The organism is Vicinamibacterales bacterium, from assembly GCA_035699745.1.
Classification (GTDB): domain Bacteria; phylum Acidobacteriota; class Vicinamibacteria; order Vicinamibacterales; family 2-12-FULL-66-21; genus JAICSD01.
Genome location: DASSPH010000096.1, coordinates 1 through 14,741, shown reverse-complemented (window position 1 = coordinate 14,741; position 14,741 = coordinate 1). Strand labels below are relative to the sequence as shown.

Annotated in this window: 11 protein-coding genes; 6 read left to right on the top strand and 5 right to left on the bottom strand. The window is 69.1% G+C overall.

Annotation, left to right across the window (positions count from 1 at the left end; translation table 11 throughout):
* The 3 genes from VFK57_22135 to VFK57_22125 all read left to right on the top strand — a co-directional run.
* Positions 1 to 2,070: S8 family serine peptidase (locus VFK57_22135; GenBank protein ID HET7698430.1), on the top strand; the 2,070-nt coding region annotated here is incomplete at its 5' end.
* Complete coding sequence (locus tag VFK57_22130; protein HET7698429.1) at positions 2,067 to 3,386, top strand: MBL fold metallo-hydrolase; 1,320 nt, start codon at positions 2,067 to 2,069, stop codon at positions 3,384 to 3,386. The genes VFK57_22135 and VFK57_22130, both read left to right, overlap by 4 nt.
* A gap of 201 nt (positions 3,387 to 3,587) precedes the next feature.
* Complete coding sequence (locus VFK57_22125; protein HET7698428.1) at positions 3,588 to 6,860, top strand: TonB-dependent receptor; 3,273 nt, start codon at positions 3,588 to 3,590, stop codon at positions 6,858 to 6,860.
* Positions 6,861 to 6,937: 77 nt separating this feature from the next.
* On the opposite strand, the gene VFK57_22120 is transcribed toward VFK57_22125, so the two are convergent.
* Positions 6,938 to 7,633 carry a hypothetical protein gene (locus VFK57_22120; GenBank protein ID HET7698427.1) on the bottom strand — a complete coding sequence of 232 codons (696 nt, stop codon included), beginning with the start codon at positions 7,631 to 7,633 and terminating at the stop codon, positions 6,938 to 6,940.
* 140 nt (positions 7,634 to 7,773) lie between these two features.
* On the opposite strand from VFK57_22120, the gene VFK57_22115 reads away from it, so the two are divergent.
* Together VFK57_22115 and VFK57_22110 are read left to right on the top strand one after the other, a co-directional pair.
* The gene (locus VFK57_22115) at positions 7,774 to 8,364 is read left to right on the top strand and encodes an outer membrane beta-barrel protein (GenBank protein ID HET7698426.1); all 591 of its coding nucleotides are present in this window, start codon (positions 7,774 to 7,776) and stop codon (positions 8,362 to 8,364) included.
* Between the two features lie 67 nt (positions 8,365 to 8,431).
* The gene (locus VFK57_22110) at positions 8,432 to 11,113 is read left to right on the top strand and encodes a protein kinase (protein HET7698425.1); all 2,682 of its coding nucleotides are present in this window, start codon (positions 8,432 to 8,434) and stop codon (positions 11,111 to 11,113) included.
* A gap of 75 nt (positions 11,114 to 11,188) precedes the next feature.
* Here the strand turns inward: VFK57_22110 and VFK57_22105 are convergent, their stop codons facing one another.
* The 4 genes from VFK57_22105 to VFK57_22090 form a co-directional block, all read right to left on the bottom strand.
* A complete protein-coding gene (locus VFK57_22105; GenBank protein ID HET7698424.1) occupies positions 11,189 to 11,806 on the bottom strand; it encodes a carboxypeptidase-like regulatory domain-containing protein in 618 nt (205 codons plus the stop codon).
* Positions 11,807 to 11,969: 163 nt separating this feature from the next.
* Positions 11,970 to 12,227: a hypothetical protein gene (locus VFK57_22100; protein HET7698423.1), complete on the bottom strand. Its 258-nt coding sequence runs from the start codon at positions 12,225 to 12,227 to the stop codon at positions 11,970 to 11,972.
* Between the two features lie 9 nt (positions 12,228 to 12,236).
* Positions 12,237 to 12,677 (bottom strand): VOC family protein, encoded by a 441-nt coding sequence (locus VFK57_22095; protein ID HET7698422.1) that lies wholly within the window; start codon positions 12,675 to 12,677, stop codon positions 12,237 to 12,239.
* A gap of 71 nt (positions 12,678 to 12,748) precedes the next feature.
* Positions 12,749 to 14,173: an NAD(P)/FAD-dependent oxidoreductase gene (locus tag VFK57_22090; protein ID HET7698421.1), complete on the bottom strand. Its 1,425-nt coding sequence runs from the start codon at positions 14,171 to 14,173 to the stop codon at positions 12,749 to 12,751.
* A gap of 137 nt (positions 14,174 to 14,310) precedes the next feature.
* On the opposite strand from VFK57_22090, the gene VFK57_22085 reads away from it, so the two are divergent.
* A partial coding sequence (locus VFK57_22085; GenBank protein HET7698420.1) for a hypothetical protein occupies positions 14,311 to 14,741 on the top strand: 431 nt, incomplete at its 3' end.

The following is a 14,741-nucleotide window of genomic DNA, read 5'->3' as shown; positions in this document are numbered from 1 at the left end:
GGACCGCGGCTGCGGATGATCTGCAACGGCGACGAAGAGGTGAACGCGCTCCGGTCCGAGCTCTCCGCGACCGTCCAGGCGCCGCAGCCGGTCGCCGAACGGTATCGCGCCAAGGAGATGCTCCAGCGGGCGGCGAAGGCGCCAGGACCGCTCGAAACGATGCTGGCGCCCCCCTCCGATCAGCCGCTGACCGACGCGGTGAAGGTGAGCTGCTTCGTGCGGCTCGCCGATCCCGCGCGTCCGAGCGACATGCTGCCGAGTACGCAGGTTCGACGGGGCGAGCTGGTGACGGTGGAGCTGACGCCGCGCGAGATCGAGGCGATCGCGGACCTCGGCCCGGAGACCGGCATCGCCGCGATCGAAACCGGAGAGCCGCTCGCCCTGCCGCACCCCGTCGTCACGCCACGCGCGGTGACGGAGCCGCCGAGCCGCGTGCCGAACTCCGTCGTCACCGCCGGACCGGTCGTCCTCGCCGATCCCGCCGTCCCGGCCGTCCTCATCGGCATCGTCGACGTGGGCGGCTTCGATTTCGCGCACCCCGACTTCCTGACGACCGACGTGACCCGGAAGACGCGCTTCGTGAGCGTCTGGGACCAGGGCGCGCCGAAGGGATCGCCGCTGGGGCCGCCGCCGGCGCACTTCACCGACGGCGCCGAAATCACGGGCGAGCGCATGAACCGCGCGCTCGAATGGAGCCGCGCGCACAAGGTGGGCGCCACGGATCTGCTGCGCCAGTCGTCGCAGCGTCCCGGCGCGCACGCCACGCACGTGGCGAGCATCGCGGCCGGCAACAAGGGCGTCTGCCCGGAAGCCGCGATCGCCGGAGTCCTGATTGCCCTGACCGAAAAGGACAAGTCGCGTCACGCGTCGCTGTACGACTCGACGCGGCTGGCGCACGCGGTCGACTACCTGTTCGGCCTCGGCGAGCGGCTGTACGGACGGCGGATTCCGACCGTGATCAACATTTCCCTCGGCACGAACGGCCACGCGCACGACGGGACGAGCGCCATCTGCCAGTGGATCGACGCGGCGCTGATGACGCCGGGCCGCTGCGTGTGCGTCGCGGCCGGGAACGCCGGACAGGAGGCGCCGCAGTTCGCCGGCGACCTCGGCTTCCTGATGGGCCGCATTCACGCCAGCGGACAGGTCGCCGCGCGCGGGCTCGAGACGAACCTGGAATGGCAGGTCGTCGGCAACGGCATCGCCGACGTGTCGGAGAACGAGCTGGAGATCTGGTACGAGGCGGGCGACGAATTCGAGGTCCGCCTGCGCTCCCCCTCCGGCGTCTGGATCGGCCCGGTGCGGCCGGGGGAATACGTCGAGAACCGGCGCCTGCCGAGCGAGACGTTCGTGTCGATCTACAGCCAGCAGTACAACGTCGCCAACGGCGCCAACCGCATCTCCATCATCCTGAGCCCGCGCCTGAAGGCGCCGGTGGTCGGCATCGAAGCCGGCACGTGGCTCGTGCGCTTCAAGGGCGTCGAAGTCCGCAGCGGCCGGTTCGATGCGTGGATCGAGCGCGACGATCCGCGCCCGCTGGGCCGCATCGGCGAAGTGGACGCGTGGAGATTTCCCTCGTACTTCTCCCAGCGCTCGAATGTCGATCGATCCTCGGTGAGCTCGCTGGCCTGCGGCCACCGCGTGATCTCGGTCGGCAACTGCGAGGAGGCGGCCGAACGCATCAACCGATCGTCGAGCCAGGGCCCGACCCGCGACGGGCGCTACAAGCCCGAGATCGCCGCGCCTGGGACGGACGTCATCGCCGCGCGCGGCTTCGCCCCGCCCGACCGCCCGTGGATCGCGATGAGCGGGACCAGCATGGCCAGCCCCTACGTCGCCGGTGTCGCGGCGCACATGCTCGCGCGCGAGCCGCGGCTGACCGCCGCGCAGGTCCTCGGGATCATGCGCCGCACGGCGCAGCCGCTGCCGGGATCGGACTACCGCTGGCAGGATGCCGCCGGCTTCGGGCTGATTCAGCCGGACGCATGCCTGACGGAGATCCACAAGCCGTTCGCTCCGGTCGATCTCGACAAGAAGCCCGTCGCGTGGTCGCGCGGCGATCACAAATGAAGCTCACCGTCTTCCACGCGTCGGACGGCGACTGCCTCCTGCTGTCGTCGAAAGACAGCACGCCGCGACGCATCCTGATCGACGGCGGCCGCGCCGCGTCCTATCAGAAGAACACGCGGGCATTCCTCGGCGCACTCCGCACGGCGAACGAGAAGATCGACGTCGTCTGCGTCTCGCACATAGACGACGACCACATCACCGGCATCCTTCAGCTCGTCGAGGACGAAGTGGAGTGGAGGGCGTTCGAGTTTCTGCTGACCGACACTCCGGGTGCGGCACCGCCGGCAGTGGCGCGGCCGCCGGAGATCGGCGAGGTGTGGCACAACGGCCTGTTTCATCTGGTCGGCAAGGACATCGAGCCGAGGGTCGAGGGGGTCCTCGAGAGCGTGGCGACGCTGCTGGCAGGCGCGCGGGACGAGGAACTGCAGGATCTCGCGTCCGAGCTCGACGATCTCGCGACCGGCGAGCGGTCGTCGATGGAACTCTCCCGGCGCCTCTCGGAGCACCAGCTCGGCATTCCGCTGAACCCGCGATCGGACGGCCCGCTGATGATGCGCGGCGAACCGGGCAGCCCGGCGAACGGCGAGACCATCACGCTGGGGAAGCTGAAAATCTTCGTCCTCGGTCCGTCGGATGACGACATACAGAAGCTGCGCGTCAAATGGGAAACGTGGCTCGACGAGAACGCGGACAAGGTTCAAGACCTGCAGGAACGGATGCTCGACGACGAAAAAGATCTCGGGACGCTGAGCCCTCGGATCGTCGCCAACCCGATGCTGGACACGGCGCTCGGCGAGGGATTGAAGAACGTGACCGAAGCGAATCTGGCCTCGCTGATGCTGCTGATCGAAGAGGACGGCGTGTCGGTGCTCCTGACCGGCGACGGCGTCTCACAGGAAATCCTGGACGGGCTGGCGCATCACGGAAAACTCGACGCGAACGGCCGGATCCACGTCAACGTGCTGAAGGTGCAGCACCACGGCGCGCTGGGAAACGTCGAAGCCAAGTTCGTGAAGGCGGTCACCGCCGATCACTACGTGTTCTGCGGCAACGGGGCGCACCACAACCCGGAGATCGAGGTGGTGGAGGCGTTCGCGCAGGCGAGGCTCGCCGGGATCGAAGGGAGCGGCCCGCTCGGCCCGGCCACGCCGTTCAAGTTCTGGTTCACGAGCAGTTCGCAGACACCTGGTCTGACCGCGGCGCGGAAGGACCACATGAAATCGGTCGAAGACAAGGTAGAAGAGCTGCGGCAGGGTCACACGGCGCAGATGCTCGCCCCCACCTTCCTCGAGGAGGGGCACTTCGAGGTGCTCTGAGCTGAGGGCAGGCTCAGTGCGCAGTGCGCAGTGCGCAGTGCGCGGTGCGCGGTGCGCAGTGCTCAGTGCTCAGTGCTCAGTGCGCAGTGCTCGGTGCGCGGGGCGCTTGCCCGCCCACCCAAAAAACACCACCGGCGAACTGCCGGCGCGGGTGTATGCTCCCGCCCATTGGCCGGAGGGCATGCGTTGGGAGGAGGACTCATGGGCAGATCTCGGCTCCGTCTGTGGTGCGTCGCAGCGTTTCTCGGCGTCTGGCTTGGTGCCGCCGGCTCGGCAGCGGCGCAGGAAATCTACGGGTCGGTCCTCGGCACGATTCAGGACACCTCCGGCGCGCGCATTCCCGGCGCCACGGTGGCGATGACCAATCGCGACACCAACCTCGTGCTCACCACGGTGACGAACGAGACCGGTGCGTTCACCTTCTCCAACGTCCTGCCGGGCACCTATGACGTGAAGGTGACGCTCCAGGGATTCAAGGAGTTCGCACAGCAGGGCGTGCCGGTCACCGCCGGCGCGATCAGCCGCGTCGACGCCAGGCTGCAGGTCGGCACGCTCTCCGAGGTGGTCACCGTGCAGTCGGAATCGGCGCTGTTGAAGACCGACAAGGCCGATACCGGCTCGCAGTTCAGCGCCCGGGAAGTCATGGACCTGCCGCTGCCGGAGTTCCGCAATTATCAGAGCCTGCTGGACCTGGTGCCCGGATCGACGCCGTCGGATTTCCAGAATGCGGAGATCGACACGCCGGCGCGCTCGCTGCAGACCACCATCAACGGCACCAACCCCAACGCCAACAGCACGCGCGTCGACGGCGCGACCAACCAGAACACGTGGCTGCCCCACCACACGCTGTCGGTGGCGCCGGCGGAAACGATCGCCGAGGTCAACGTCAGCACCGGCAGTTTCTCCGCGGAGCAGGGGCTGGCCGGCGGCGCGGCCGTCACGGTGATCACCAAGTCGGGCACCAACCAGCTGCGCGGCGTCGGCTTCGGCTACTACACCGATCAGCGGTTCCGCGCGCAGTCGTATTTCGCGCGGCGCGCCGGGACGCCCAAGTCGCCGACCAATCACCACATCGACGGCGGCACGCTGGGCGGGCCGATCGTCCGGAACAAGCTGTTCTACTTCGCCGCGTTCGAAGGGCAGTACCGGAACACCGAGGGAGAGTCGATCTACACCGTGCCGACGGAGAAGATGCGCCGCGGCGACTTCACCGAGGCGTTGAATACCAATGGCTCGCTGCAGTTGATCTACGACCCGCTGACCGGCGACATCGACGGCCGCGGCCGGACGGCGTTTCCCGGCAACGTCATCCCGGCGGACCGCATCAATGCGATCGCGCAGAAGATCAACGCCTTTTATCCGCTGCCGAACCGGCCCGGCACGTCCAGCAACTTTTTCAAGGAGTTCGTCTCGACCTTCAAGCGCAACCAGTACGACGTGAAGATCAACTGGAACCGCGCCCCGGGCCACCTGGTGTGGGGAAAGATCGGCCTGATGGACGCCACCGTCAGCAACCTGCAGAAGCTGTCGTTCGAGGGCGGCGGGCTCGGCAAGACGAAGACCTGGGTCGGCACGATCGGCCAGACGTTCACGCCGACGCGATCGCTCGTGATCGACACGACGATCGGCTACTCGCTGCTCGACCAGGGAGGACACGGCCCCGACTACGGCACCAACTACGGGCTCGAGCTCGGCGTGCCGGGCACGAACGGTCCCGACATCCGCCAGAGCGGCATGCCGGTGTGGGGCAATGGCATGAGCGCGCAGGGATCGACCGACAGCTGGAACCCGTATACGCGCTTCGATCCGTCGTATTCCGCCACCGCCAATTTCTCGAAGCTTTCCGGCGCCCACACGCTGCGGTGGGGCGCCGCCGTCGATCGGCAGGCGCTGAATCACTGGCAGCCGGAAGTGGGCGTCGGTCCCCGCGGCCGCCTCGACTTCAGCGGCAACCTCGCCGGGCTGCGCGGCGGCCAGACGCCGAACTTCTACAACCAGTACGCCGCGTTCCTGCTCGGACTGACGTCGCAGGTGCAGAAGAGCTATCAGTGGGAGACGATGACGACGCGCGAGTGGCGGTACGGGTTCTACTTCGGCGATCGCTGGCAGTACCGCGACGTGACGCTCGATCTCGGCCTGCGCTACGAATACTTCCCCATGGTGCAGCGCGCCAACGGACGCGGCGTCGAAGTCCTCGACGTCCGCACCATGAACGTGCTGCTGGGCGGCGTCGGCGACGTGCCGCGCAACGTCGGCCTCGAGACCAGCAAGACGGACTTCGCGCCGCGCGTCGGCGTCGCCTGGCGCATCAATCGCCAGACCGTCGCGCGCGGCGGCTACGGCCTCACCTACAATCCGCTGCCGTTCGCGCGGCCGCTGCGCGGGTTCTATCCGGCCACCATCGCCAACACCTACGTCAGTCTCAACAGCTGGCAGCCATACGGCACCCTGCAGTCCGGCATTCCCGAGTTCACGGGTCCGGCGCCGGGCGAAGGACGCATCCCGCTGCCGGCGGCGACGACCATGCGGACTCCCGATCAGGACAACGTGCGGCGCGGCTACATCCAGTCGTGGAACGTCGCGTTCGAGCGGCGGATTCCGTTCGACATGTCGGTCAACGCCGCCTATGTCGGCACCAAGACGACGCGCGGCTTCGCCGACCTCGAGCTGAACGTGTCACCGCCCGGCGGCGGGGAAACCGGTCGCGCGTTCTTCGGCCAGTTCGGCCGGACCGCGTCGACCCTGCTCTGGGGCGGCATCACGAGAGCGCAGTATCACTCGCTGCAGCTGCAGCTGACCCGCCCGTTCAAGAAGGGACTCCTGCTGCGCGGCGCCTACACGCTCGGCAAGACGATGAACATGGCCGACCAGGACGGGTGGGTCGGCGTGCTCTACAACTCACCCGAGGTGTTCGAGCGCAACTATGCTCCCGCCGGCTTCGATCGGCGCCACAGCTTTACGCTCGCCTACGCCTATCAGCTGCCGTTCGGCCACCTGGACGGGAACGGGACGCTGCTGAACGAGGTGATCAAGGGCTGGCAGGTGAACGGAAGTTTCGCGGCCTACACCGGCACGCCGTTCACCGTGACGGCCAGCAACACCGCACTCGATCAGCGCGGCAACCAGCAGACCGCGGATCTGATCGGCGAGCTGCGGCGCGTCGGCAACGGCGTGGACGAGCCGTACTACGACACCAGCGCGTTCGCGAACGTGACCGAACGCCGCTACGGCAACACCGGCCGCAACCAGTTCTACGGGCCGGGATACTGGACCTACAACATGTCGCTGTTCCGCACCTTCAGCCTGCAGGGCCGGGCACGGCTGCAGGTGAAGCTCGAAGGATTCGCCCTCGGGAACAACCCGCGGTGGGGACAGCCGAACAACAGCGTGACCAGCGGCAGCTTCATGCGGATCACCGGCACGCATGCGAGCTCGGCGCGCAACGCGCGGGTCGGACTGCGGCTCGAGTTCTGAGCCGCGGGCGGTTGCGGTGTGCGCAACCCGTTCGAGACGGGCGGGATCATAGCCGCGGCACTCTCGCCGCGGCGTGATCACCGCCCGAGCACCACATCACAGACCGCACGGCCGCCGACGACCCTCACCACCGGATGGCGCCCCTTCCTGGCCCACTCGTGCCAGTACGGCGTCATCCGCGGATCGTCGTCGAACACCATCTGGAATCCGCGATGCGCGAACCCGGACGCATCGATCTCGAAGTGCACGTGGGACGGAATCCGCCACTGCTCGCCCTGCCGCTCCGGCGTGCCGGGATAACCGCCGGGGCGAATCGTGGAGAACTCGAACCGGCCGTCCGCGCCGGTCACGATGAAGGCGAAGAGCCGCGCGTGCGGTTCGTCCATCACGCGCGCGCGGGTGTAGTGGCCCTTCGCATCCGTCTGGAAGACATGCAGCCGCGCGCCTGCGATCGCCTTGCCCGCCTCGTCGCGCACGGTTCCGGAGACCACCAGCCGCTCTCCCGGCTCGCCGTCGGAGGCAATGACGGCGCGTCCGGCCCACGGGAACTGGCGCAGAACGCCGCGGATGCGCTCGTACCGATCGATGGTCGTGTCGGGACCATCGACCATGGCGCGCAGCGCCGCTCGCGCCGCGGAGTCGGCTGGATTGGCGCGGAGCGCGGCGGTCCACCGATCGATGGCGTCCGTCTGCGACGCGCCGGCGAGAACCGCGCCGATGAACAGCCAGGCGAAGAGCGTCACCTGAGGACCACGCTCGTGGATGCCGCGCATCTTCGGCGGATTCTACGCCCTGCACCACCGGCTGACGATGAACCGCCCTGAACTCCCGAGGCGCTCCGGCCGATAACACGGGAATAGCCCCGCATCTCTCCGGCGGCGAGCGGAGCCGCGTCAGCATGGAGCCTCAGACAATGCGAACCACGTGCGCCTCCCTCGTGCGCTGCCTCGTCCCCGCGATCCTCGCGCTCGCGGCCCTCGCCGCCACTCCGTCCAGCGCCTGGGCGCAGCTCGGCGTCGGCGGACGCCTGGCGTGGGTCGCCGCCGATTCCGATGCCGATCTCCCGAGAGTGCGATTCGTGGGCGGGCAGATTCGACTGCTGTCGCCCCGCTGGGGCCTCGAAGTCAGCCTGGATCGCCATTCGGAAGAGTTCGAAGCGCTGAACGAGAAAGTCGTCGAGACGCCGATTCAGACCTCGCTGCTCCTGCGGCTCGGCAACGGCAGAGTGACGCCGTTCCTGCTGGGCGGGCCCGGCTGGTACCGGCGCAAGGTGGAGGCGCTCGACGGATCGGGCGCGGCGGACCTGACCAGCACCGAGTTCGGCTGGCACGCGGGCATCGGCCTCGAAGGGTTGATCGGGCGCCACGTCGGGATTCACGGGGACTACCGCTACACGTTCCTCGACTTCAACGGGGACGACGGCGAGGACGAAGGGCTCATCGGACGCGTGCTGCCGGGGCACCGCGGATCGATGTGGACGCTCGGGGCGACGATCTACTTCTGACGCTCGGTCGCGCGCGCGGCGGACGGATCCACGCAGCTTCCCGCCGTGAGAGAATCGCTCCACCCCCATGACTTTTCCGGCAGGCACCCGCCTCGGCCCGTACGAGGTCCTTTCGACCGTGGGCAAGGGCGGCATGGGCGAAGTGCATCGCGTCCGCGACACGCGCCTCGATCGCATCGTCGCCATCAAGACGCTGTCGCCGTCGCTGGCGGCCGACCCGGCGTTCCGAGAACGCTTCGAGCGCGAGGCCAGGACCCTGTCGGGACTGAGCCACCCGAATGTCTGCGCGGTCTACGACATCGGGCGCGAGGGGACGACCGAATACCTCGTGATGGAGTTCGTCGAAGGACGCACGCTGGCCGACGTGCTGGAGCGCGGGCCGCTGCCGGTTGCGGAGGCGCTCCGTATCGCACGGCAGATCGCCGACGCGTTGATCGCCGCGCACCGGCTCGGCATCGTCCATCGCGATCTGAAACCGGCGAACGTGATGATCGCCGGCGCCGGCACCTCGTCCACCGCCAAGCTGCTCGACTTCGGACTGGCCAAGCGCGCCGCCGCCGTCCCGGGGACGATGAGCGGAGGGAACGCGCCGACGCGCGCCGCGCCGCTGACGGGCGTGGGAGCGATTCTCGGCACGATCCACTACATGGCGCCAGAGCAGATCGAAGGGCACGAGGCCGACGCGCGCGCCGATGTGTGGGCCTTCGGCTGCGTCCTCTACGAAATGCTGACGGGCCGCCGCGCCTTCGACGCGCCGACACACGCGAGCGTGATTGCCGCGATCCTCGATCGCCAGCCGGACACGATCCAGCTTCCCGACGCGCGCCTCTCCCCCGCCATCAATCGCCTGGTGGCGGCGTGCCTCGAAAAGAATCCGGACGACCGGTTCCAGTCGATGCGCGACGTCCGCCGCGAACTCGACTGGCTCGACGACCGGACCGCAATCGCCGCGACTGCGAGGCGAGCGCCGAGATGGCCGTTCGCGGTGGCGGCGGCGGCCGTAGCGGTCGCGGCGGTCGCCGCGTTCGTGGCGTTCAGCCAGGCGCCGTCCGCGTCGCACGGAGGAGCCGCGGCGGCGACGGCGTTCACGATCCCGCTGGGATCGACGATCAAGGCAGGATCGAAAGCGTTCTTCGGCGGCGCGGGATCCGGCACGCCGCACGTCGCACCCGACGGGCGGCGGATCGCCTTCCTCGCGCACGACGCCGCGGACGCGCGGATCTACTTGCGGGACCTCGGCTCGCTGGAGATCCAGCCGCTGCGCGGCACCACGGGCGCGCGCGGCCTGTTCTGGTCTCCCGACGGCCGGTCGATCGGCTTCTTCGCCAACGGCAAGCTGCAGACGCTGGAGCTGGCAAGCGGCCGCGTGGACGTCGTCTGCGACGCGCCGCTGGCCTTCGGCGGATCGTGGGCGGCGGACGGCACCATCCTCTTCAGTCCGGACGAGCGCACGCCGCTGTTCAAGGTCGACGGGCGCGGCGGCTCCCCCGTGGCGGTGACGTCGCTGAAGGCGGGCGAACAGGCGCATCGCTGGCCGCAGTTCCTGCCCGACGGGCGGCACTTCATCTACATGCCATGGTCCGACAGCACGACGACGCGGCACGCGATGGCGGCGTCGCTCGACGGCGGCGAGGCGCGCTCGCTGTTCACGGCGCAGTCAGCCGCGGTGTCGACGGGCGACTTCCTCATGTACGTATCCGACCTGCCGTCGCGGCTGATGGCGCGGCGGTTCGATGCGCGCTCGTTGACGCTGCAGGGCCAGCCGTTTCCGATCGTCGGCGACGACAACGTGGACTACCAGTGGTACACCGGCGAGCCGAACGTGTCGGCCGCGGGCGAGACGCTGGCCTACACGACCGGCAAGTACCGCCGCACGCAGTTGACGTGGGTCAGCCGCACCGGCCGGCGGCTCGGCACGATCGGCGATCCGGGCATCGCGTTCGATCCGACCCTCTCTCCCGACGGGACGCTGCTGGCGCTCGAGCGCAACGATCCCGGGCGCGGCACCGGCGACATCTGGACGCTGGATCTGGCGCGCGGCGCGTTCTCGCGGTTGACGTCCGCGCCAGGCTACGAGACGACACCGGCGTGGACACCGGACGGACGCGTCGCCTATGCATCCGATCAGGGGGAGAAGCCCGGTCTCTATGTGACGACCGCGTCCGGCTCCGGCGGCCCGTCGCTCCTCGTCGTCCCCGCGCAGCGCGGCTTTCCGCTCGACTGGTCGCACGACGGGCGCTACCTGCTCTACCTGGTCAACGCAGGACCAGAGAAGAAGCTGGACGTGTGGATGTACGACACGCAGACGCGCCGGGAATCGCCGCTCCTCGCCAGCGATTTCAACGAGAGCGCCGCGCGAGTGTCGCCCGACGGCCGCTGGATCGCCTACATCACGGACGAGAGCAATCTGCCGGAGGTCTACGTTCGCTCGTTTCCCGATCTGGCGCTGAAGGTGCGCATCTCGACGAACGGCGGCAACCAGCCGCAATGGCGCGGCGACGGCAAGGAACTCTTCTACATCGCGCCGGACAACACCGTCTACAGCGTGCCGATCACCGCCGCCGGCTCGCGGGTCGTCCCCGGCACGCCCGAGCCGCTGTTCACCGCCAACGTCGACCAGAACAAGTCGATTCGCAACCAGTTCGCGGTGACGCGCGACGGCCAGCGCTTCCTGCTGCTGTCGCTGGTCGATCGCGATGCATCGCCGTTCGTGGCGGTGCTCGGCTGGCGCTCGCTGGCGCGGGACTGAACGAGGTCGCTCACATGCGGGCGGTTTCCGCCGCCCAAGGCAAATCACGGCCGGCTTGCGGCGCCTTCAGGAAGCTCATCGCACGGCGCCGGACTCGCGGACCATCTCGATGTCCAGCGTCTGATCTCCAGTGACCGTGACCGGCAGCTGCGAGATCACCCGGTATCCCGGCTTGTTCACATACAGCGTCGCCTGGTTGTCCTCGATGAACGACAACCGGTAGCGGCCCTGGGCGTCGCTCAGCGTGGACTCGTGGTTGTTCGAGTTCTCGACGTGCACCTTGTCGAGCGGCACGCGTCCGGCGGCAGTGAGTTCGTAGACGGTTCCCGACAGAGACGACGCCGGCAATGCGTCGACCGTGAAGTCCGCGCGCGTCTCCTGCTCGACGCGGATTTCGCGCTGCGCGACTTCTGTATTCCCCCGGCGGACGACGACGGTCGCCGTCGCGCCGACCATCAGATTCGCATTGCGGATGCTGTAGCTGCCGTCAGGGGACGTCCACCCCCGGACGCCCGCCACTTCCACGATCGCGCCGCTGACCGGCCGGCCGCTGCCACCGGTCGACGAACTCTCGAGGACGCTGCCGAACACGCGCACGGCGGCCGCCGGAACGGGATCCGGGCCGGTGATGGCGTCGGATCCGCCGCATGCCGCAAGAAGTGCGATCGCAAGAGCCAGGGCTGTCTGTCGCATCTTCCGCCTCCGTTGTGGACACGTTACGGAGAGCGGCAGGCGAAAATCTCAGGGGAGCTTCAGGGTTTCCGCAGATCCTGGCGCGACCAGGCCGGCATGGATGTCTCCCGCCGCAGGCCAACGCCGGCCGGGCGCCGCCGTGCGTCCGGCGGCGATCCCGCCGTCAGGTGTGCTGCAGCTCGGATCGCCGGCGATCCGACGTCACGCGCCGATCGATCTCGCGCTTGAGCACCTCGCGGGTCAACGCGTCCGTCTCACGCGTGTAGGCGGCCTTGACGGCCGCGAGCCGATCGCGCAGGTCCTGCAGAGGGCCCGCATCGGCCTCGCCTGCGCTGTAGACGAGCAGCTCCAGCGTTTCCACGTTCCGCAGCGCTTGATCGAGCAGGGCTGCCAGTTCGGGATCGCGCAGCATGGTTGTCACCCACGGAAGCTAACGACGGGACGCCGGCTCGAACAGCTCGATGGGATTGCCGTCGGGATCCTCGATCTGAATCTGGCGACCGCCGGGTCCGCTTTCCAGCGCGTTGCGGAACTTCACTCCCGCCTGTTCCAGCCGCCGGATCTCGCGCGTGAGATCGGTGACGCGCAGCACGATCCGATTCCATCCACCCGCCTCCTGCGGCCGGCCATCCGGCATCGGCCGCGAACCGGAGGCGCCGGGCCCGCTCAGCAGCAGATGGACACCGCCGATCGAGAGGGTCGCAAAGGCCGGCAGGTGCTGCTGCTCCAGCGTGAATCCGAGGTGCGTGGTGTAAAAATGAACTGCACGCTGCACGTCCGTGGTTTGGTACCGGACACCGTGCAGGCCCTGAATCGAGCGCTCAGCCGGTCGCGCGGACCGGTCGGAAACAGCGGCCGCATCGTCGTTCATTGGGTTCACAGGGACCTCCCCTCAGCCGGATGCGCGGGTCAGCACCGGAACGGAGTGCAAGGCTGTCGCCATCAATGGCGCCCCATGTCCCGCAGCGCCGTCCGCGCCGCCCAGTAGCCGCACATCCCGTGAACCCCGGCCCCCGGAGGCGTGGACGCCGAACAGAGATACAGCCCCTTCGCCGGCGTGCGATACGTCCGCCAGGTCGGCCGGTTCAGGGACTGCGTCATCGTGAACGCGCCCCCAGTGATGTCGCCGCCGACGAGATTCGCATTCGCGCGCATCAGATCCGCGGGACCCAGCGCGTGCCGCGCGAGGATCCGCTCGCGAAAGCCGGGCGCGTATCGCTCGATCTGGCGCTCGATCGCATCGGTCATGTCGGCCGCCGAGGCGATGGGGACGTGACAGTAGCCCCAGACCGCCTGCCCCCCTGCCGGCGCGCGCGAGGGATCGCACACCGACGGCTGCCCGAGCAGCACGAACGGCCGTTCGCTGACGCGGCCGGACGCGGCCGCCTGCTCGGATTCCGCGATCTCCTCGAGCGTGCCACCGAGGTGCACGGTGCCGGCATGCGCGCACGCCTCCGCGCGCCACGGAATCGGCCCGTCCAGCGCCCAGTCCATCTTGAACGCGCCGGTGCTGCGGCGGAAGCGGCGCAGGCCGCGCGTGAACCGCGCCGGCAGCCGTGTGCCGGCCACACGCGCGAGATGCTCCGGCGCGATGTCGCACAGCGTGATCGCCGCCGCCGGCAACTGCGACAGCGACTCGATGCGCTCCCCCACTTCGATCTCGCCGCCGTGCTGCGCCAGGCAGGCCGCCAGCGCGCCGGGCACGGACTGCGCGCCGCCGCTCGCCACGGGCCAGCCGACGGCATGCGCGAAGGTCCCCAGCATCAGCGCGAACGCGGACGTGAACGGCGCGTCCAGCGGCTGCGCGCTGTGCGCCGCCATCCCCGCGAGCAGCGCACGAGCGCGCGGCGTCCTGAAACGCCGCGCGAGCCGCGTCATCGGCTGCACCGCGAGCGCGCCGAAGCGAGCGAGCTGAAATGGATCGACGGGCCAGTGCAAAGGCGCGAGCACGTCCTCCGCCAGCCGCTCCCACTTGCCGACGAACCCGCCGAAGAGTTCCGCGTAGGCGCTGCCGTCCTCGCCAAGCGCCGCTGCAGTCTTCTCGAGCGATCGATCGACGACGACGGCGTCGCCGTCGTCCAGCGGATGCGCGAGTGGATAGCGCGGATGCAGCCAGGCCACGCCGTAGCGCTCGATCGGCAGGCTGCGGAAGAACGGCGAGCCGGCGCCGAATGGATAGATGCTGGAACCGACGTCGTGCGCGAAGCCGGGCAGCGTCAGCGCGGCGGTTCGCGCGCCGCCGCCGATCGTCGGTTCCGCCTCGTAGACCGTGACGCGCAGCCCCGCCTTCGCACACACGACCGCGGCGGCGAGGCCGTTGGGCCCGGCGCCGATGACGATGACGTCACGTGCGTTGGACGAACGCATTCGCTGTGTGCCGGGAGTATAGACGGCTTCGGATCGGCTCCAGCGCCTGATCCGCCATCCTCTCCGCGGTCGTATCGTGCGATACATTCAGGTGCCGGGATGACGACGGTGGGAGTGACGCGTGTGGCGGGAATCGAATGGACTCGCTGCTGACGGCGGCGGCGCGTGCGCTGGCGACCGGAGATCCGCTGGGGGCGTTGACGCGAGTCGCGCTGCGGGACGATGCGCCGGCGCTCGCCCTCCGCGGCATCGCGATGGCGCAGCTCGGCGATCTGGTCCGGGCGAGAACGCTGCTGCGCCGCGCCGCGCGCGCATTCGGTCCGAGAGAAACCGTCTCCCGTGCGCGCTGCGCCGTCGCCGACGCGGAAATCGCGCTGGCGTCGCGTGACCTCGGCTTCTCGCCGAAGGCGCTCGACACCGCACGGCAGACCCTCGAGGCGCAGGGGGACCGCATCAACGCCGCGCACGCGCGGCAGATCCAGATCCGACGCCTGGTCCTGATCGGACGCCTGCTCGAAGCCGAGCGGGCGGTCACCGCAGTCGAAGCCGCCGATCTGCCTCCGGCGTT

What these genes read in the sequence shown, in the direction of transcription:
- VFK57_22105 (HET7698424.1), bottom strand. Translation starts at nt 11,806, where the DNA reads ATGCGACAGACAGCCCTGGCTCTTGCGATCGCACTTCTTGCGGCATGC.
- VFK57_22090 (HET7698421.1), bottom strand. Translation starts at nt 14,173, where the DNA reads ATGCGTTCGTCCAACGCACGTGACGTCATCGTCATCGGCGCCGGGCCC.
- VFK57_22125 (HET7698428.1), top strand. Translation starts at nt 3,588, where the DNA reads ATGGGCAGATCTCGGCTCCGTCTGTGGTGCGTCGCAGCGTTTCTCGGC.
- VFK57_22110 (HET7698425.1), top strand. Translation starts at nt 8,432, where the DNA reads ATGACTTTTCCGGCAGGCACCCGCCTCGGCCCGTACGAGGTCCTTTCG.
- VFK57_22130 (HET7698429.1), top strand. Translation starts at nt 2,067, where the DNA reads ATGAAGCTCACCGTCTTCCACGCGTCGGACGGCGACTGCCTCCTGCTG.
- VFK57_22115 (HET7698426.1), top strand. Translation starts at nt 7,774, where the DNA reads ATGCGAACCACGTGCGCCTCCCTCGTGCGCTGCCTCGTCCCCGCGATC.
- VFK57_22095 (HET7698422.1), bottom strand. Translation starts at nt 12,677, where the DNA reads ATGAACGACGATGCGGCCGCTGTTTCCGACCGGTCCGCGCGACCGGCT.
- VFK57_22120 (HET7698427.1), bottom strand. Translation starts at nt 7,633, where the DNA reads ATGCGCGGCATCCACGAGCGTGGTCCTCAGGTGACGCTCTTCGCCTGG.